This window comes from Rhodopirellula sp. UH5 (assembly GCF_056839225.1).
On record NZ_CM166390.1, the window covers coordinates 4,289,159 to 4,309,100 of the forward strand.

The following is a 19,942-nucleotide window of genomic DNA, read 5'->3' on the forward strand; positions in this document are numbered from 1 at the left end:
AAAAAGTCGATTTGCAAATGGGACAAATCCACCCTCGCGCACGCCCTGCCCTTGCTGGCGGAACAAATTCGGTCGGCGGAATTCATCTGCCGAAAGTGTGGCCGATCCGCGGCTGAGAAGCGGCTGCTGTGCAAAGCCGTTCGAATGGATTCACTCAGCGACACGAAAGCGTGACGGTTTGACTCAACAGTTCGCGAAATGGATCTTTGCGTGCGGCATCATCGCCGGGGTCACTGCATGGACCGCCGGGTGTTCCCCGTCGCCCTCCTCCACGGACGAAGCCGCCTCCACGCCCCAACAATTTGTGATTGCTCGGGGAGAACCACGCGACCGGCTGCGACAAATCTTCGCTCGCTATCGCGGCAGCTCGTACTACCAAGACACCAGCGAAGTCGTGTTGCGGGTGGTCCCAATGGCGGACGCGTCAGCCGAGCTGTTTTCAGGCGGAAGGCAAGAACAGCGAGCGCCGTTCCGCGTGCGTTGGACTGGCAAGCAATTGGACGTGCAAGCCTACTCGGTTCGCCTGCGTGCCAACTCGACGTTGCAATCCAATCAGGTCGAATTGAATGCGTGGTTCGATGAACCCGAAACACGCCACTTCGATTCGCAAATGCTGGTGGATTCCTGGCAGCAGCCCGAGAACCAACGCTTGGACCTGGATCGCGTGCTAGCGGATGAAGTCCTGCGGTCCAAGTTGTCGGCAGGCTTGGCTGGTCCACCACCACAACTGGAGTGGCTGTTCGCTGGCGATCCGATGTCCGGAATCTTCGAACCCACCGCGGAGCTGAAGTGGTTGCCCGACGCGAACTTCGCGGGACAAAAGATGCGACGCATCGCGGCCGAAACCGAAGGCAAGTCCTACGTCTTCTGGGTCGATCCCACGGTCAGTGTGATTCGGCGTGTGGAGTTGCCGCTCCCGCTGATCGAAGGCTTGGATGCGAGGCAGAGTTCGCTGACCCTCGAATTCAGGAGAGCAGAGTTTGCTCCCCCGTCAGACGAGGAAGACTCCTCTCGTTTCGATTTCCAACCGCCGTTCACGCCTCAACGTGTTTCGCGTTTTGTGCCCGTTCCTCCGCCGCCCCCATCCAGCATCCTGGGCCGACGCTTGCCGAACGATGCGATGCGGACGCTGCGTGTTGATGGCACGGCATCCGAAGTGGTGCTGTTCCGGTTATCGCAAGACGAAGCGGTCTCCGCCACTGAACCACGCTGGATTGCCGCCGCGATCACCCAGTCACGTCAATCCAATCTGTCTCGGGTTCGCTGGGTCGTGGCAACCGAGGACGCTGGTTTTCGCCGAGAATTGGCGTCGGCGTGGTCCGGTGCCGTCACCGTGCTGGACGCGAACGCCCTGGACGATGTCTTTGGGTTGTTGCGACTGAGGCCCGGCAGCGCGGCGGTGATCGGTTCGGATCAAACCGTTTTGCTGACCGAGCGACAGATCAACGCCAGCACGGTGAGCAACGTCGTCGCGGCATTGGTCGATGATGCCGCAGAAGTGGATGTGCCCGAGAAGATTCTGGCAGACTACAAACAAATGATCCGGGCTTATGAAACCGAGCTTGCCCAAGCCCTTCAGCAGTAGTGCTGCGCGATCGCATCCAAGATTCTTTCCGACGCGGTGCCATCACCGTAAGGGTTGGAGGCTCTCGCCATCTTGTCATAGGATTGGCGGTCGCGGAGCAACTCACTGACACCATCGACGATATTCTGCCGCACCGGACCAACCAAGCGAACCGTGCCTGCGTCCACGCCTTCGGGACGTTCGGTCGTGTCGCGCATCACCAACACGGGCTTGCCCAGCCCAGGTGCTTCCTCTTGCACGCCGCCCGAGTCAGTCAGAACCAACTCGCAGGCCTGCATCAAAGCCACAAACGGACGATACGACTGCGGCGGCAACAACAACACGTTGTCGAACTGACCCAATGCCTTTTGGACAGGACCGGAGACATTCGGATTCAAGTGAACCGGGTACACAAATCGAACGTCCGGGAATCGCTCGGCCAATTCTGAAATCGCGCCGCAGATTTCATCGAAGCCACCACCAAAATTTTCGCGGCGATGGCCGGTGATCAACACAAACCGTTTGTCGCGCCAATCGCTCGGCAGAACCGCCCCCAGTTCTTCATCGATCTTCGCTGCGACATCGGGATTGGATTGTTGTTGAACCTCCAGGTGCAACGCATCGATCACCGTGTTCCCCGTCACAAAGATCTTCGCGGGATCGATGCGTTCTCGCAGCAAGTTCGCTTCGCTGACCGAGGTCGGGGCAAAGTGCAACGTGCTGATGGGACTGGCCAGCACCCGATTGGCTTCTTCCGGGAAGGGACTGGCCAGGTTGCCCGTTCGCAGACCGGCTTCGATGTGACCGGTTGGAATGCGGCGATAGAAGCATGCCAGCGAGGCCATCAGAACCGTGGTTGTATCGCCTTGAACAAGAGCGAAATCAGGTTGCTCGGCTTCGAGAATTTGATCGATCGACGCGATCAATTTCGAGGACAGGCCGGCCAGAGTTTGCCCGGGCGTCATCACCCCCAAATCATGGTGCACCGGCAAATCGAAAATATCGATCACTTGGTCCAGCATTTCGCGGTGCTGGCCCGTGGAAACCGACAGCAATTCGAATCGGTCATCCGTCGCGAGTCTTTTGATCACCGGCGCGACCTTGATCGCTTCGGGACGGGTTCCAAAGAAGACGGCTATTTTAGGACGTTTCATTGACTAGACTGCGTGGCAAATCGGATGGAGGAACTGGCCGCCCACTATAGTTTGAACCTCGCCGAACCCCAGCGAACTTTCCACAACCCCGAACCGAGAGCCACGAACTGATGCCCGATTCGTCGTCCAAAACGTACCTGGTTACCGGATGCGCTGGTTTCATCGCCAACGAAGTCGCCTCGCAGTTGCTGGCGGCCGGTCACCGCGTGGTCGGCATCGACAACGTCAACGACTACTACGACGTGCGGTTGAAAGAGCACCGATTGGAGAAACTGACCTCGCAAGGCGACGCGTTCACGTTTGTGCGGGGCGACATCGAAGACTCATCGACGCTGCAGAAACTCTTCGACGAAAATTCATTCGATGCGGTGCTGAACTTGGCCGCTCGTGCTGGTGTCCGATACAGCATGGAAAACCCGCACGTCTACATGACGACCAACGCGATGGGCAGCCTCAACCTGCTCGACCAAATGCGGCGCGTCGGCGTGAAGAAGTATGTGCTCGCGTCGACTTCGTCTTTGTACGCCGGTCAACCGATGCCGTTTGTCGAAACGCTGTCCGTCAACACGCCAATCTCGCCTTACGCGGCCAGCAAGAAAGCCGCCGAAGCGATGGCTTACTCGTACCATCATTTGTACGACATCGACGTCTCGGTTTGCCGCTACTTCACCGTCTACGGTCCCGCGGGACGTCCCGACATGTGCATCTTCCGATTCATCAAATGGATCGACGAAGGCACGCCGATCGAATTGTTTGGTGATGGCGAACAATCTCGCGATTTCACCTATGTTTCCGACATCGCCGCCGGAACGATCGCGGCACTGCAGCCCGTTGGATACGAAGTCATCAACTTGGGCGGCGGCGGAACCCCAGTCTCTTTGAACGACATCATCGGTCGACTCGAAAACTTGCTGGGCAAGAAAGCCAAGGTCGAACACAAGACGTTCCACAAAGCCGATGTCAAAACCACCTCTGCCGACATCAGCAAGGCAAAGGAATTGATCGGCTGGACACCGAAAGTGGAACTGGACGAGGGACTGGCCGCATCCGTCGATTGGTACCGCGACAACCAGCCTTGGTCGGGCGAACTCGAACTGCCGTAGGATTCCGCCGCGTCTTGAGCATCGGGGCGTGCCATTCCCGTAGCCGGATTTGCCAGAATTCGGATCCCCGGGAGTTCCGCCCGAAGGCATCCCAACCGGCCTTTCCGCCACGGCGTCGAACACCTCGGTACAATTCGAGACGGAACTGCGGGTGACACGCCCACCGCATTTCAGCGAAACTAGCGTTTCCTGTTGATTCTCTCCGCCCGAGGTCTCTGATGCATCGTCGTTTGGTTTGCTTCGCAGTCGTATGCTTGATTGGTGGAAATGCCTGGTTCCCGTTCGCCAATGCCGCGACGGGTCGCCAGTCCGAAGGTTCGGACACTTCTCCGATCGGAGAGCAGGTCGCAACGTTCACGCTGCCCAACGCCTACGGCAAACCCGTTTCGCTAAGCGATTTCGAGGGCAAGAAGTGCGCGGCGATTGTCTTCCTGGGAACCGAGTGCCCGCTGGCAAAACTGTATGGTCCACGACTGAATGACCTTCAGGCAAAATTCGGAGATCGCGGCCTCCAGGTCATCGGGATCAACTCCAACAAACAAGACAGCCTGACCGAAATGGCTGCCTACGTGCATCGTCACGAAATCGCCTTTCCGATACTGAAGGACAAAGGCAACGTCGTCGCGGATGCAATGAAAGCCGAACGAACCCCCGAGGTTTTCCTGATCGATGCCGATCGCGTCATTCGCTACCACGGCCGCATCGATGACCAGTACGGAGTCGGCTACGCTCGCGACAAGAAGACACGTTCCGATTTGGCCATCGCGGTGGAAGAACTGCTGGCCGGAAAATCGATCACCCAACCAAAGACGGAGGCCGTTGGTTGCCACATCGGACGAACCAAAGAAGTCGCGGAACTGGGCGAGATCACCTACACCCAACACATCGCACCGATTTTCAATTCACGATGCGTGACTTGCCACCGCGACGGCGAAATCGCGCCGTTCACCCTGACCAGCTACGAAGACACGCAGGGATGGGAGGACACGATCCTCGAAGTGATCGGCAACAACCGCATGCCGCCTTGGTCGGCCAACCCGGCACACGGCGAATTCGCCAACGACGCGCGGTTGTCCGAGGAAGAAAAGGACTTGATTGAACAATGGGTCGATGGTGGGATGCCCGAGGGTGATCCGTCAGACCTGCCCGAACCTCCCGTGTTCATCACGGGATGGCAGATTGGCGAGCCCGATCAAGTCATCCCAATGCGAGACAAACCATTCGAGGTGCCCGCCGAAGGAGTGGTCGACTATCAGCGATTCGTGATCGATCCTGGTTGGGACGAGGACAAGTTCGTCATTGCCTGCGAAGCACGCCCTCAAAACCGAGCCGTTGTTCACCATATCTTGGTCTATGTGATCCCGCCGGGCGGCAGGAATGTGGATCTACGAAAGGTGTTGGTGGGCTACGCTCCCGGCAGCACCCCGGTCGATCTGGATGACGGGGTCGCGATCCATGCGGAAGCCGGCAGCAAGCTGTTGTTTGAGATGCACTACACCCCCAACGGCACCGCCCAAAGCGATCTGTCGTACATCGGGGTCAAGTTCACCGACAAAGCCAATGTGGACCGAGAACTGGAAGGCGCCATCGCGATCGAAACAAAATTCAGAATCCCACCTGGCGAAGCCAACCACGTGGTGACGGCGAAGCACACCGTCCGAAGGGACATCGAACTGCTTGGGATGACACCACACATGCACCTGCGCGGCAAAGCGTTCCGCTACACGGCGCACTTCCCCAATGGCGAGGAAGAAATCCTGCTGGACGTTCCCGCCTACGATTTCAACTGGCAGATGAAGTACATCCTGAAGGAACCTCGAAAATTGCCCCGGGGGACCGTCGTCCACTGCCGTGCGGTCTTTGACAACTCGGAATACAATCTGAGCAACCCCGATCCTTCCCAGACCGTTGGATGGGGCGACCAAAGTTGGAATGAAATGATGATCGGCTTCATGGACATGGTGAAGGCCGACTGACTTTCGCAGTCGAACCTCCCAATGCGACCAAGAGCCGATGATGAACCAAGCCATCCGGATACCTTCCACCGGGAGGCTGCTTGGTCTCTCGTTTCTTTGCCTGGCGGTTCTGACGCCGGTGTTGGCAAACGACGGCCCAGCCAAATCGCCCCCGCGATTCGATCCGGTGGTCCGTGAAATCGAAGGTTGGAGAGTGCACATCGAACCCGTTCTCTTGGGTGAAACTGTTTCGGGTGACGATGCTTCCGAGAAAGAACACCGCTCGCTGACGATGCTTGCCAACCATCTGCAACGCATCCAGATTCTGATCCCTTCCGAAACACTTGCGAAGTTGCAACGCGTCGAGATTTGGCTCGAAGAAGAACATCCGAGTCTGGGAACGATGCAGTACCATCCCAGCCGTGGCTGGTTGCTGGCCAATGGACACGATGAGCGACTGACGAAGAAGGTTCACCTTCCGCGAGCAAATCAGCTGTTATCGAAGGAGCAGATGCTCAAGCATCCCGCGATGATTCTGCATGAACTGGCGCATGCCTATCACGATCAATTCCTGAGCTTTGATCATCCGGAGATCATCGCGGCGTTTGAAGACGCCAAGGTGGAGAAACGATACGAAAACGTGTTGCTGTACACCGGCCAAACCGTCCGCCACTACGGACTGAGCAACCACAAGGAATACTTTGCCGAAGGCACCGAGGCTTACTTCTATCGCAACGACTTCTTCCCCTTCGTGCGAGCCGAACTCGAACAACACGACCCAACGCTGCACGACCTCCTCGGCCGTCTCTGGGGCGAACGCTCCAGCAAGTAGGCCGGACCAAGCGATGCGCCGTTCCGGCACCCCGAGCTACCAACGTGGACTCCTCCGGAGTCATGCATGCACGTTCGCCCTTGGCGAATCCGGCGACGGAGAGCCCTTCGTCACGGCCGAAACGTGAGCCGGTGGTAGGTGCGTTTGAACTCTTTGCGGACCTTTTGCCAGACCGTTCGTTCCGGCTTGGTGTGGATCGTTTCAGCCGTGGCCATGCGTAGGTCGTCGCTTGGATTGGCAACAATCGTTCGGGCGAGTAAATGAAACAGCGTTTCGTGATGCAGCACCCGTTCCCGACTTCGGCGAATCGCAGGCAAACACTGGGAATAGAGATCGCTGTCGAGGATCTGCTGGACGTGCTTGACCGAGCCGTCAATGTCATCGAGATGGAGCGTCACAAAGCTGTCAGGATCGAACCAATTTTCAATGTTGGTGCAACCCGCGTACAACGGCAGGGAGTATCCCAAGAACGCATCGCTGATCTTCTCGCTCCAGTAATTCGGCTCGCAGACATTCTCGAGCGACAGGTGATACGCATGCGGCAAGATCGCGTCGGCTTTGTCATTCACGTCGCGAATCCCGCGACCATACAGGTGCAACCGATCACCGATCGCTTCTTGCAACCGATGGACAAACCGCAAACGTTGTCGGTGGCCTTCGTGCAACACCTTGGTGGAGATGACGGCGGAGATCGTCGGCGACTTCTCAGGCACGGGCAACGCTTCGAGGTCTTCCAGTCGGCGAAGCGATTCGGTTTGTCGTCCAAAGAACCATGGCAATCCACCATGACTGGGAACCCAAGTCCCCGAGTAACCCGGGATGTTGTAGGGCGAGATCAAAATCCCAAACTGGTTGGCATTGCGGGCACCAATGTCGACTGCAGGAGAAGGCTCGCCGGTCACCAAAATACGCCGAGACCGGGGAATCGTTGTTGGTAGCACCTCGGCGGTCAGGTGAGCGACCACCAACCAATCCGCGTCCTCCAAATCGTGACTGAAATGAACCTGGCGAAGCGGTTCATCACTTGACTCACCAAGCACACCAGATTGGCCAAGCGTCCCTGGGAATGCGGGCAGCATTCGGTGGTAGCTCTCGGCCGCATTGCCAAAGGGAACGATGCCAACGCGGTCGGTCATAACAGGGAGGACAAGAGCGGTTGGAGTTAGGCTGCCTCTGCAAACGCAGGAGCCTGAAGTTGATCAATCCATTGGCAGACGTGTTCGACGCCGACCCGGTTAATGGCTTCTCGATTGGGCGATCCGCCGCGGGCTTTGTTTTCCATTGCCAAGGCGTGTTGCTGGTACGGTCCGCGAGCGGAAGGCGATCCGGTTCCTTCCAGTGGACCATACAAGCCCACCACATTGGCACCAGCGGCGACCGATGCGTGCAAGATCGGTGTGTCTTCCGCGATCACAACTCGGGTCAATGAACTGAGTGCAGCGGCCAATGATAGCGTCATGTCAGGTGCCAGCGAAGCGGCGTCCCCGGCACAAGCCACAATCTGTTCCGCCTTCAATCGTTCCTCGAACGTTCGCCAGGTCACGATGGTGTGCATTTGAAACCGGTCCGCCAGATAGCGTGCGGTCGCGGCGTAGCGATCGAACATCCATCCGACCGACGTGAAAACTCGGCCGGTGTCCATCAACGCCAAGTCCTGTCCAGCCCAACGATGCCGGTATCGCATCGCCCAACCGTGATCAGCCGAATCGACCGGCCAATCAAACCGGGCTCGTGGACGATCCACGGCGAGCGGCGTCAGCAATTCCAACCGACGATCCACCACATGGTGAAACACCGGTGTCACCAGCTCGTTGAGCAACTGACGTCGGGGTGCGAAACGTGGCGTCGTGTCCCAACCAATTCGGCGGTTGGCACCGGACAACTGACAAACCAAGGCAGAAACAAAGGAGTCATCACAATCGATGGCCACCTCGTAGGTCTGCGAATCCAGCGTCTGCTTGACGCCGCGGATGCCACGTGGAGATCGGTTCCATCGGGTTGGCAATTGAATGACTTCGTCAATCGCGGCATGCTGCTCCAAGAAGTCAGCTTGCTCCACTCCGACCGCGATCGTGACCTGCGATTCCGGGAAATGCTCTTTCAGCGAGCACGCGACGGGCAATGTCAAAATGCAATCGGAAAGATCACCTGGTTGGCCGAGCAGAATCCGCATGGGAGAGGATGACTCCAGAGACATAATCAAGATCAGTTGAAAAGCAGGATTCGTGCCCCACGCGTCAGACGCGAGACACCACTATCGACTGGAGATGGATCGGAACGCACGAATGCGAGCTCGCGGGGCCAACCCACGAGTGTCCACCGGTTGATCGAGCACGTAACTGCCGACATTGCCAGCCTGGTCCGTGGCATCGATTCGCAAATAGATTTGACGTGGCAACTGAGGGTCCGCGGGCCACACGTAATCGCCCAGGTTTCGCAACCCAGCGGCGATGGTGGTCCAAGGTCCTTCCGGTGTATCACTAAAGGAAAGTGTGATCGGACGCGACATCAAATATTGGTCTTGGCATCGATAGGCGATCACCAACGATCCAGCACGATCGGCTTCCCCATAGCGGGCCCCGTTGATGCTGACCTCGGGTTCGGTCTGGTCGACCACCACCACAATGTCGGGTGCGTCCCCGCTGAGCGGTCGTGGGCTGGTCAAACCATTGGCGGCGACGACCACGATTTGGAATCCGAAGATGCCTTCGCCGTTGGTTTCGATGTCAAACGGACTCGCTTTGTCGGGATCGGTGCCCCACCGTTTCCAGTTCAGGCCGCCATCGATGGTCCCATACAACTCAATTGCTTCGACGCCGCGGCCGCCAATCGCTTCGATTTCAAAATCCAAGCTGAATCGATTGCTGTCGCTGTGCCGAATCACAGACCGTTCCGCCAACCGTTTGAGGTCCAGTGTTTCACGCGGATCCAACGTGGTTCGCTCCATCGTCGCGGAACTGGCACGCTGCGACTCATATCGCATTTCAGAAGGAGCCTCCGCCGAACGTCCGTTGGACGGATTGCCGGGGGCGTTGCCTGCCGACAAAGGATCACGACTTTTGCGATCACCAGTGATCGGTGACCAAGGCGACTGAACCGGTTCTTTGGAACGCTGAATCCCGTCCACCGGCGGATGGGGTGCCGGAGCGTTCAACTGGGACGGCGCGTTCGTGTTGAGCCCCGCCGGCGCGGGAATCGACTCCGGCAGCGATGGCCCCGCATGGAATGGCGTCTCGGGTTCTGAGGCGGACGCGTTTCCAGTTGCCCCTGGCGCAGCCCCCTGAGCGGCTGGCATTGGCGGGCCCGCACCTTGTAGACCAGGCCCTTGCGGACTGGACAACTGCGGACTGGACAGCTGCGGACTGGACAACTGCGGACCGGGCAGCAGCGGCGTTTCGGCAACCGGCGAAGGCGTCTGTCCTTGAGGAGCGGGCGCATCGAGCGGGCGCATCGCTTCCGCAGGCGTTTGAGGACGCGCTGGGGCGGGCAAGTCTTCTGCTTCGGGAGTGCGAATGCCCTCGACACCTCCCATCGCCCCGGCGGGAGGCAAACCTGACTGACCAGGAGCCTGACTTCCGCCACCGATGCCGCCTGGAGTCACGGGCGAAACAGATTCCGGCATCATCCCTGATGGCAAGGGCAGCATCTCGGGCCCATCCAACGCAGCAGGACCGCTGGTGGAATGGGACGCCCCGCCCGGCAGATCTCCGAAACCTTGAAAAATCCCTTGCCCAAACGAGGGCCCATAGCCATTGGGGCCCGATGCGAACCGGGTGGTGGCTTTCGACGCGACCCGTGGCTTTTGGACCAACTCGCTGACGATGGTTTCGTTGCCGGCGCGATCGAGGGCGCGGAGACGCAGCGACAATTGCTTCCAATCGTCCTCCGGATGCAATTGCAACCGGCCTGTGTTTCCTTCTCGCTCCAAGGTCGCCAGCTGCCACCGGCGGGTCGTGTCGGTCACATAATGGACCGTCAGTTGACGGACTTCGGTGGCGTCTTGAATCGAAAACTTGGCGACCACTCGTCCATCCGCATCTGCGTCGGCCTGCAGATCGATTTTGGGTCCCTGTGTGTCCACCACCACTTTCAATTCGGGAACGATCGGCCCCGGTGGGTGCGGACGTCCGTTGACATCCAACGTTCGGGTGGCGAACCAAAACGTCCCTTCGCCGGATTCGCGAATATCAAACTGGCGGGCGTCCGGTGGTTGGCGATCGAGCAGCTTCCACTGACCGGGGGCCCCATCCGGAAGACTCCGCGAGCCCACTTCGGCGTACGGGTTGGCTCGCGGGGACGGCAGCGGACGGGATCCGGGCGAGTCCCCCGGAGTTGTTTCTGACAGATCCGCCGGATTGGGTTGGTTTGCGGGAACCGCCACGTACAATTGCACTTCGGCGGGTGCCGTCCCCGAGGTCGCAATGTTGAATGGAATTTGAAACGAGTTCGAATTCATGATCACATCGACCACTTCCTGAGCCGATGTGGCCCGCGAATCCGTCACCGTGCCACCGGCCAATCCCGCCACGGCCGCCGCCGCTATCAAAGCACGCCGAAACGCGGCTGAGCGACGGATCAAACGACTTTGGTGCTGGTCAAATCGCATGGTTTGGTCAAAATTTGGTTGGGCGTGAATTTCGAGCGCCACCGCGCATAGACAATCCGTGTTTCGAACATCGGCGTTTCCCGACTGTGGACTTCAACCATTGACCACGAACAATCCTCAAAATCGCTATGACTACGATGTCGTCGTCATCGGAGCCGGTCACGCGGGAACCGAGGCCGCTGCGGCTGCCGCTCGCCTGGGTGCTAAAACCGCTCTCCTGACGACGAATCTGGACACGGTCGGGCAAATGTCCTGCAACCCAGCCATCGGCGGCGTCGCCAAAGGACAAATTGTTCGCGAAGTCGACGCCCTGGGTGGCTTGATGGGCGAAGCGATTGACGCCACGGGAATCCAGTTTCGGATGCTCAACCGCCGCAAAGGCCCGGCGATGCACAGCCCCCGCGCTCAAGCGGACAAAAAGGCCTACCAGAATTTCATCAAGTATCGGATCGAGACCCAACCCAATCTCGACCTGCGGCAAGAAACCGTCGAGGACTTGATCACCGAACCGATCGCCGAGGGGCAAGACCGCTTGGCAACCCAGCGAGTCATCGGCGTCCGGGTCCGCGGGGACGCGGTCTATCACGCCCCCACGGTGATCCTGACCACCGGGACGTTCTTGCAAGCGATCATGCACACCGGCAAATCGCAATCCGCCGGGGGTCGCGCGGGCGAAGGAACCACCGCCGGACTCAGCGGCGCCCTGCACCGAATGGGGTTCACACTGGATCGCTTCAAAACCGGCACGCCGCCACGACTCAACGCTCGCACGATCGATTACTCGGGATTGGAAGAGCAACCCGGTGACGATGACCCGCAGCCGTTCAGCTATCTCAATGATGCGATCCGCTCCCCTCAGATGGCGTGCCACATCGCGCACACCAACGAACGCGTGCATGATCTGATCCGAGCGAACCTGGATCGGGCCCCGATGTACAGCGGCCAAATCGATTCACGCGGCCCTCGCTATTGCCCGTCGATCGAAGACAAAGTCGTCCGCTTTGCCGACAAATCCAGTCACCAATTGTTCCTGGAACCCGAAGGCCGACAGACGTGCGAGGTGTACGTCAACGGCATCTCGACCAGCCTGCCCCGCGACGTTCAAGACGCGATGTTCCGCTGCATTCCCGGCTTGGAAAAAGCCGCGATCATGCGATACGGGTACGCCGTCGAATACGACTACTGCCCCCCGACTCAGCTGTGGCCGCACCTGGAATCCAAAGCGGTTGCGGGGTTGTTCTTTGCCGGGCAAATCAACGGCACAACGGGATACGAAGAAGCCGCCGGACAAGGCCTGATCGCGGGCCTGAACGCCGCTCGTGCCGCCGCGTCCCAAACTCCGTGGGTGCCGTCCCGACAAGACGCTTACATCGGCGTGCTGGTCGACGATTTGGTGACCAGTGGCACCGACGAACCCTACCGAATGTTCACCAGCCGAGCGGAATACCGGTTGCTGCTGCGACAGGACAACGCCGATCGCCGGCTGACTCCTCAGGCCGATGAACTGGGGCTGATCGACGCCGCTCGGCGCGAACGATTCCATCAAAAACTGGCGGAAATCGAACGCGGGACCAAGCTGCTGCAACAATCCAAGATCCAACCCGAAACCGGCCCAACCGTTCGCGGCGACGTCTACCTGCGCCGCCCCGAGGTGACCTGGGACCTGATCGCCGACCAAGTCCCTGAGTTGGCGAGCATTGGAAAAGGAGCCGCCGAACAGTGCGCGATCGACATCAAGTACGCCGGCTACATCGATCGCCAACAAGCGGAAGTCCACAAGCAATCGCGGCACGCCGAAAAAGCGATTCCCGTTTCGTTTGACTACGACCGGATCGGACCGCTTCGAAACGAAGCCAAGGAAAAGCTCACGAAAATTCGCCCGTTGAACCTAGGGCAAGCCAAACGGATCAGCGGGATCACGCCGGCAGACTTGGCCCTCGTGCTCGCTCACATCGAAAACAATTCGCTCTCGCAAGCGAGTTCCCCCGCGTCCGCTGACCACCCTGCGTCATCCGACAACGACACCACTCAACCCACCTCCTCAGCTTCGGATTCCCATTGACCAACGATCCCAACACACAAAGCTCGTTTGCAATGATGTGCTGCGCCCACGGCGCCGAGACTTTGGTCAAAGAACAGATTGCCAGCGAAGGATGGCGTCTGGCTTTTTCGCGTCCAGGCTTTGTCACCGCCAAACACGATCAAAAACGGCAACCACCCACCGGCGTTTTCATTCGGACCGCGTCTCGATCGCTGGGGTCAGCCAAGAACACTCATTCGTCCGTGATGATCGAGAAGCTGCAACAAGCCATCGCGTCCGAGAAGGTGCCGTTTGACCAACTGCATGTTTGGCCGCGAGACCGCACCGCGATTGGCCGCTTCGATTTTGAACCCGGCATCGACGAAGTCTCCGCGGCGGTTGCCGACGAAATCTGGTCGGCTCTGCACGACGGGTCCGCGTCCGGAGGCCCTGGATTGATCTGCGCTCGCCCAAATCAAATCGCCGAGAACGGCCAACGAATCCTCGATGTCGTGCTGGTCGATCCCTCCCAGTGGTTCTTCGGAACTCACGAATCAACCACGCTGCCAACACGCTGGCCAGGCGGGGTTCAGCCCATTGAACCGGCCTACGAACCGATTTCCCGAGCCTACTTCAAAGCGGCCGAATCGATCGCCTGGAGTGGATTCGATATGCGGCCTGGTGATTTGGCCGTGGAAGTCGGAAGTGCTCCCGGCGGAGCCTGCGGCCGATTGCTTGAACTGGGAATGCAAGTCATCGGCGTCGATCCAGCCGAAATGGACCCGCGGATTGCCGACCATCCCCGATTCATCCACTACCCCGCTCGGGCGGGTGACCTGCCACGACGAGTTTTTCGCGGAGCCAAGTGGTTGCTGGTCGACTCGACGGTCAAACCGGATGCCACGCTCAGCACCGTCCGCAACATGGTGGACAGTCGCGAAACGAGCTTCCGTGGACTGTTGATCACCATGAAACTCGGTGAATACGAAAACGCGACCCACGTGGAACGCTGGTGCAATTTCATTCGCACCTGGGGCGTCGAGCGACTGGAAGTCCGCCAATTGGCTCGCAACCGGTGCGAAGTCTGCGTCGCCGTGACAATGCCCGCCTGAGCACTGAGGCGGTCTTTTTCAAAGTGTCCTCTGACTTACCAAACCTTTCAGAGCAGAGATCGGTCCCCTTCCCGACTTCCCAGCGAAAATCAAATCGGGAAGTCGGTGTCTGCTCCGTATCACCAGGTCTCCCCTCGCTTCGCTCGCCCCTCCCGGGGACATCGATTTCATGAAGGAGGCTGTTTCTCGTTCCCAGGCTCTGCCTGGGAACGCAATGCACTGCAGGCTCCGCCTGCTGAAACAGGATCGGGAGGCGGAGCCTCCAAGACGGTGTGTTCCCAGGCAGAGCCTGGGAACAAGGAATCTTGAACCCCAAAAACCCGTCAGTCATTCAACATCAGTCGAGCAGCAGAAAACTTTCACATGAACGCGATGTGCCTGATCTGCCATAAAAACGCTGCAAGGGCCGGTCACAGAGCAATTCACGCATCATTCACACAACGAATCTTGTCCCAGCCCCTCATCCTGCCTACACTTCGCTCGCACAACTTACCCAATCTCCCACAATTTCAAATTTCTCGGTGATTTTGCCGTGACTTTCGGTGCGATTCGGACAAAACTGTTGGGCATCTGAGCAGAGAATCCATCTCGACTTGGATATTGAATGTATTTTAGGCAATTGAGACACCCTAACCAGAGACACACCATGAAACGCTTTGCTGCCCTCGCTGGCATGCTTGCGATGACGATGACCATCGCTGTCGCCCAAGATTCGAACATCAAATTGAATGATCACCTGACGGTTCCCCAGTGGGTGAACCCAGAAGTTGCGGGTGAACTTTCGGGTCGTTTGATTCTGCCTTCAGCAGACGGATCTTCCGAAACGATTGCCGACGCGACCATCGTCATGACCGACGCATCGGGCCAGACCTTGCGTTCGAAGAGCAACGCAGAAGGCGACTTCACCTTCAGTGGTGTGAACCCCGGCGTTTACGCTCTTTCGGCTCGTGCTGATGGCATCTTCGCATGCTGTGCCATGCACGTTGTCGGCGACGACATGGCTTCTTCGGACATGTATCCCAAGACCGCCGAAATCGCTGCTGCCGGCATCGACTACTCGATCATCAAATCGTCGATCATTCGCTACTTGCCACCTGCTGGCAAAGACAGCCTGACTTCGATTGCCAACGCGGACCTGAAGGGCATCTCGAGCCAAGTGGTTGGCGAGAACCTGTTCCGTGTCGCTCAATCCAACGGTGGCATGAAAGGCCGTATCCACATGGCTGGTGCCGAAGGTCGCACCCTGACCGATGCCGGACTCTTGAACATCTTCTTGATCCACGATGGCGAAACGGTTGACCGTGTCGTCAGCAATCGCGACGGATCGTTCGAATTCGCAGGCGTCGAAGCGGGTGAATACTCGATCTTGGCAATTGGATTGTCCGGATTGGGAATGGCTGGTTTTGAACTGGTCGACGAAGCAACCGCCAACACGGAAACGGCTTTGGTCAACGCCAACAACGAAACGTTCGTTGGATTTGGACATCGCAAAAACAACAACTGCTGCTGCCCTCAATTCGCGATGCAAGTCGCTCCATTGCCAATGGCCATTCAAGCTTGCAATGAAGTCGTGATCACAGAATCGATCGTCATCGAAGAAACCATCGTGGACGATGGAATGATCGTCGAAGACGGTTTCGGAACCGCTGTGGATGCCTTCGGCAATCCAGTCGACTCTTTCGGTAACCCTGTCGGTGGTGGCGGATTCTCCGGCGGTGGCGGCGGTGGATTTTCCGGTGGCGGCGGAGGCGGTGGCTTCGGCGGCGGACTCGGTGGAATCGCTTCCTTGGCCGGCTTGGGCATCATCGCAGCTTCGCTGGATGACGACGACGACGACAGCGTCTTCCCACAATTGCCAGCTAGTCCAGTCGCTCCCTGATCAATTTCTTTGATTCAGACAGACACAAAAGGTCGCGGGACCGTCTCAACCCGCGGCCTTTTTTCATGCGCCGATCGTCGGCGGCTTCCCTTTCTGGCATAATGCCAAGCATTCAAACCTTCCCTTCCCCCTCCTCTCGCCCCATTCCCACCAGAGGACCCCATGAGTCTTGTTGAAGGTGCTCCCGCTCCAATCAATCCCGAAGTCCAAGCCGCTGCGGCAAAGGCACTCGATCAGCTCAATGAACACACGCTGAAAACCGTTCATTGGCACTTCAGCGATGAAACGGGATCCCCGTTCTGGTTGGAGAAAAAGGCGGAGCTCAACTTCGACCCGCTCACCAATGTGAAGTCCTTTGATGACCTCAAGAAGTTCCCGCACTTTGAAGACGAATGGTTGCGTGGAGGTCCAATCAATCGCTGGGTCCCCAAGGGCCATGCAGGCAAACCTGTTTACGTCTTTGAAACCGGTGGAACGACCGGGGTCCCCAAGAGCCGGATGGTGATCGAAGATCATTGGAAAGATTACGAACTGTTCAGCGACACGCTGCCCGACGAATATTTCCCCCAAGGATCCAACTGGTTGATGCTCGGCCCGAGCGGCCCTCGTCGCTTGCGTTTGGCGGTCGAGCACCTCGCTCAACATCGCGGTGGCATCTGCTTCTGCATCGACTTGGACCCTCGCTGGGTCGTCAAGTTGATCAAGAAAGGCTGGATGGAGCACCTCGAAGAGTACAAGAAGCACTGCATCGATCAGGCCATCACCATTTTGACCGCGGGTCACGATGTGAAGTGCATGTTTGCCACCCCCAAGCTGCTCGAATCCCTGAGCGAGGGCTTGGAAGACAAAGGCACGTCCCTGGCAGAAGTTGGCATCAAAGGAATCTTCTCAGGTGGCACCGAGTTCACACCTCAGTGGACCCGCTTCGCCGTCGAGGAAATGCTGGGTGGGCCGCCGGAAGAAGGGGGTGTCTTCATGACCCCCACTTACGGGAACACGTTGATGGGACTCGCCTGCAGCAAACCCATCAGTGCCGCTGACGGGTACAAAATCAGCTACTACGCCCCCCAGCCACGAGCGGTCACCGAAGTGGTGCAGTTCGACGACTACAACGCGAAAGTGGGCTACGGTGAAACCGGTCGCGTGAAGCTGTACACGCTGACGGATGAATTCTTCGTGCCTGGATTCATGGAACGTGACGAAGGCGAACGGGAACAGCCATTTGAAACTTATCCCTGGGATGGGGTCAGTGGCGTGCGTCCGTTCCACGAATTGGCGGGAGCCACCACCGTCGGCGTCTATTGATGGACGCTGCTGACTGGCTCATCCACCTTCCTCTCGCTCAACCTCCGCTTTCACTTCGACTCTCATGATCACACTGAATCCTCTTCGTTGGGGCAAACAATACGAGTCCATCGATTTCAATGACGTTGTTCATTTCGACACCGGCGAACCCATCGCACGCATCGGAACGGTCGGCGGAGGCATTGTCGGCCGCGACTTGCGCGTGGCCCATAAAGCGCGGGAAGCATTGCTGGAGGTTCCCACCAGCGAACTGCTGAAGATGTGCTGCAAGGCAGCCGAATTGTTTGAGAAGGAAACGCTGTCAGTCGGTGACTCGCAGCAAACCGTGGATGACTTCATCCATCAACAATCGGCCAGCACGGGTTTGCCCGAGCACATGTGCCGGTCGAACATGACCAAGAACAGTTTCGTGCTCAGCAACATGGAACAGATCCTGGATTGCCTGACACGCGGTTTGGATCTCTCGATCCTGTCCAAGGGCTACGGCGAAGAAGGTCGCGGCGTGACCGTCAGCTACCAAGCTCAAACACCGATCCTGGGAGCCATCCTTCCGAACAATTCTCCAGGTGTCCACACGCTGTGGCTGCCGGCGATTCCATTGCAAATCGGACTGGCACTCAAGCCGGGCTCGCAAGAACCCTGGACTCCCTACCGGATGGTCTCCGCCTTCATCGAGGCCGGTGTCCCTGCCGCTGCCTTTGGACTGTACCCCGGTGGGCATGACGCGGGCGGAGCCATCATGGCCAAGACCTCCCGGAGCATGATCTTCGGCAGCGCTCAAACGATCGCTCAACATGCGGGCAACCCGAAGGTGCAACCGCACGGACCTGGCTTCTCAAAGATTTTGCTTGGCGATGACATCGTGGACGACTGGGAAATGTTCCTGGATGTGATGGTGGAAAGCGTGCTCAGCAATTCCGGTCGGAGCTGCATCAACTGTTCTGGGATCTGGGCCAGCCGACACACCCGCGAAATTGCAGCGGCGATCGCCAAACGCATCGGTCCTGTCGACGTCCGCCCGCCAAGCGACCCGGACGCCCAACTGGCAGCCTTCACCGTGCCCGCCATGGCCACGGGAACCTACGCGATGGTTCAGCAGGACTTGGCGGAAAGCGGCGTGACTGACATGACGGCTGAATACGGTGAGAAGCTGATCGAACGCGACCACTGCGCTTACTTGCGTCCCATGGTCCTGCACGCCGATTCACCGGACCGCGGCGTCGCGTCGAAGGAATACATGTTCCCGTTCGTCAGCGTCGTGGAATGCCCCCAAGACCAAATGCTGTCTCGCATCGGCACCTCGTTGATCGGAACCGTGATCACGTCCGATCAAAAGTTCATCCAGGACGCTTCGCGTTGCGTGGACATCGACCGATTGAACATCGGTCCGCTGCCAACCAATCGCTTGAATTGGTTGCAGCCGCACGAAGGCAACATCATTGAGTTCCTCTTCACCAACCGTGCGTATCAGATCGCCCCCATGCCAGCCACACCCAGCGCCTGACACGACGAGTCAAATGATGAACTGAGTTTCCGAGCGGCTCGCTGAGTTGCCGGCCCTGCCCAAACTTCATGGACGCCGCGAAAGCTTGCTTTCGCGGCGTTTTCTTTTGCCTTCCTCGAGACGAGGTCGTGCATCAGAGTAGAACAGTTGTCCTCAACGGTTCCGTCGGGCAGCCTTCCACCGCCAAGCCTCATCGCACCCAAGCCCACTTTCAAACGTTCGCGTCACACTGCTCGACGACACCAAACCATCACGCAAACATTTGGGGACAAATGTTCTACTCTGAAAGGACATTCAGCCCTCACCCTCGCGGACGCCTGAACGGCGTCGCTCGATCTCTCCCGAACTTCGTTTCGAGGGAGGTGCACCGCTCGAAAACCCGCAAAAAGCCGCACAGCCTCCGATTCCAAGGGGCTGCGGAAGGTGAATCGCTTGCGCCACCCGCTGTGACGGTTGCGATGGCAGAGGTTGTTCCGGTTGCGCCGATGTGTTGCGAAAACACCTCAGGAAACACTGGCCTGTTGTCGCTTGTCCACAAACGTGACCTACCTTTCAGCAGACCAGTCTCGATCGTCAGCATCGCTTGTGATCGTCAGAGTGGTCGCGGAAGCGAATGATCCACAGAAACCGCGGGGTACGCCGAACATGATCAAGCTCACTCGACTCGATGGCGAAGCCTTCATCCTCAACGCCGAGTTGATTCGATACGTCGAACGACGTGGCGACACATTTGTAACGCTGACCAACGGCGAACGCTTGCCGGTCAAGGAAACGATGGACGAGGTCGTTGATCGATCCATCGAATACCAACAACGCAAGCACTTCTTGCCGCCGATGCCATCCACGCTTGGTCCAGCACCAACGGATACCAACCTCCACACGACATCCTAGTTCGAAGAAACCAATCC

Annotated in this window: 14 protein-coding genes; 10 read left to right on the top strand and 4 right to left on the bottom strand. The window is 58.3% G+C overall.

All coding sequences use genetic code 11. The annotated features are described in order from the left end of the window. The first annotated feature begins 178 nt into the window (after positions 1–178). Positions 179–1,585 carry a hypothetical protein gene (locus UH5x_RS15305; protein ID WP_482632910.1) on the top strand — a complete coding sequence of 469 codons (1,407 nt, stop codon included), beginning with the start codon at positions 179–181 and terminating at the stop codon, positions 1,583–1,585. Here UH5x_RS15305 and wecB read toward each other — a convergent pair. Further along, complete coding sequence (gene wecB, locus UH5x_RS15310; RefSeq protein ID WP_482632911.1) at positions 1,576–2,718, bottom strand: non-hydrolyzing UDP-N-acetylglucosamine 2-epimerase; 1,143 nt, start codon at positions 2,716–2,718, stop codon at positions 1,576–1,578. The genes UH5x_RS15305 and wecB overlap by 10 nt on opposite strands. Before the next feature lie 110 nt (positions 2,719–2,828). Here wecB and UH5x_RS15315 point away from each other — a divergent pair, with 110 nt between their 5' ends. From UH5x_RS15315 to UH5x_RS15325, 3 genes are all read left to right on the top strand, one after another. Then, the gene (locus UH5x_RS15315; protein WP_482632912.1) at positions 2,829–3,821 is read left to right on the top strand and encodes an SDR family NAD(P)-dependent oxidoreductase; all 993 of its coding nucleotides are present in this window, start codon (positions 2,829–2,831) and stop codon (positions 3,819–3,821) included. Positions 3,822–4,039: 218 nt separating this feature from the next. Further along, on the top strand, positions 4,040–5,797 hold the full coding sequence (locus tag UH5x_RS15320) for a thioredoxin family protein (protein ID WP_482632913.1): 1,758 nt from the start codon (positions 4,040–4,042) through the stop codon (positions 5,795–5,797). 193 nt (positions 5,798–5,990) lie between these two features. Then, positions 5,991–6,608, top strand: a complete 618-nt coding sequence (locus tag UH5x_RS15325; RefSeq protein ID WP_482632914.1) for a M90 metallopeptidase family protein — start codon at positions 5,991–5,993, stop codon at positions 6,606–6,608. A gap of 110 nt (positions 6,609–6,718) precedes the next feature. Here UH5x_RS15325 and UH5x_RS15330 read toward each other — a convergent pair whose 3' ends face one another. From UH5x_RS15330 to UH5x_RS15340, 3 genes are read right to left on the bottom strand one after another with little or no spacing between them, the layout of a single operon-like run. Further along, positions 6,719–7,744, bottom strand: coding sequence for a glycosyltransferase family 10 domain-containing protein (locus tag UH5x_RS15330; RefSeq protein WP_482632915.1), 1,026 nt, complete (start codon positions 7,742–7,744; stop codon positions 6,719–6,721). A 26-nt stretch (positions 7,745–7,770) separates the two neighbouring features. Continuing rightward, positions 7,771–8,805, bottom strand: coding sequence for a glycosyltransferase family 9 protein (locus UH5x_RS15335; RefSeq protein WP_236695909.1), 1,035 nt, complete (start codon positions 8,803–8,805; stop codon positions 7,771–7,773). A gap of 57 nt (positions 8,806–8,862) precedes the next feature. Further along, positions 8,863–11,214 carry a hypothetical protein gene (locus UH5x_RS15340; RefSeq protein WP_482632916.1) on the bottom strand — a complete coding sequence of 784 codons (2,352 nt, stop codon included), beginning with the start codon at positions 11,212–11,214 and terminating at the stop codon, positions 8,863–8,865. Positions 11,215–11,272: 58 nt separating this feature from the next. On the opposite strand from UH5x_RS15340, the gene mnmG reads away from it, so the two are divergent. The 6 genes from mnmG to UH5x_RS15370 all read left to right on the top strand — a co-directional run bounded on the left by mnmG (position 11,273) and on the right by UH5x_RS15370 (position 19,925). After that, on the top strand, positions 11,273–13,276 hold the full coding sequence (gene mnmG / locus UH5x_RS15345; RefSeq protein ID WP_047812280.1) for a tRNA uridine-5-carboxymethylaminomethyl(34) synthesis enzyme MnmG: 2,004 nt from the start codon (positions 11,273–11,275) through the stop codon (positions 13,274–13,276). Further along, a complete protein-coding gene (locus tag UH5x_RS15350; protein ID WP_482632917.1) occupies positions 13,273–14,346 on the top strand; it encodes a class I SAM-dependent methyltransferase in 1,074 nt (357 codons plus the stop codon). Before mnmG ends, UH5x_RS15350 begins: the two co-directional genes overlap by 4 nt. 646 nt (positions 14,347–14,992) lie before the next feature. Beyond that, a complete protein-coding gene (locus UH5x_RS15355; RefSeq protein WP_047812278.1) occupies positions 14,993–16,225 on the top strand; it encodes a carboxypeptidase-like regulatory domain-containing protein in 1,233 nt (410 codons plus the stop codon). Positions 16,226–16,387: 162 nt separating this feature from the next. Continuing rightward, positions 16,388–17,530 carry a hypothetical protein gene (locus UH5x_RS15360; protein WP_482632918.1) on the top strand — a complete coding sequence of 381 codons (1,143 nt, stop codon included), beginning with the start codon at positions 16,388–16,390 and terminating at the stop codon, positions 17,528–17,530. A gap of 64 nt (positions 17,531–17,594) precedes the next feature. Then, the gene (locus UH5x_RS15365) at positions 17,595–19,034 is read left to right on the top strand and encodes an aldehyde dehydrogenase family protein (protein WP_482632919.1); all 1,440 of its coding nucleotides are present in this window, start codon (positions 17,595–17,597) and stop codon (positions 19,032–19,034) included. 645 nt (positions 19,035–19,679) lie between these two features. After that, complete coding sequence (locus tag UH5x_RS15370) at positions 19,680–19,925, top strand: flagellar FlbD family protein (protein WP_047812274.1); 246 nt, start codon at positions 19,680–19,682, stop codon at positions 19,923–19,925. The last annotated feature ends 17 nt before the right edge of the window (positions 19,926–19,942 follow it).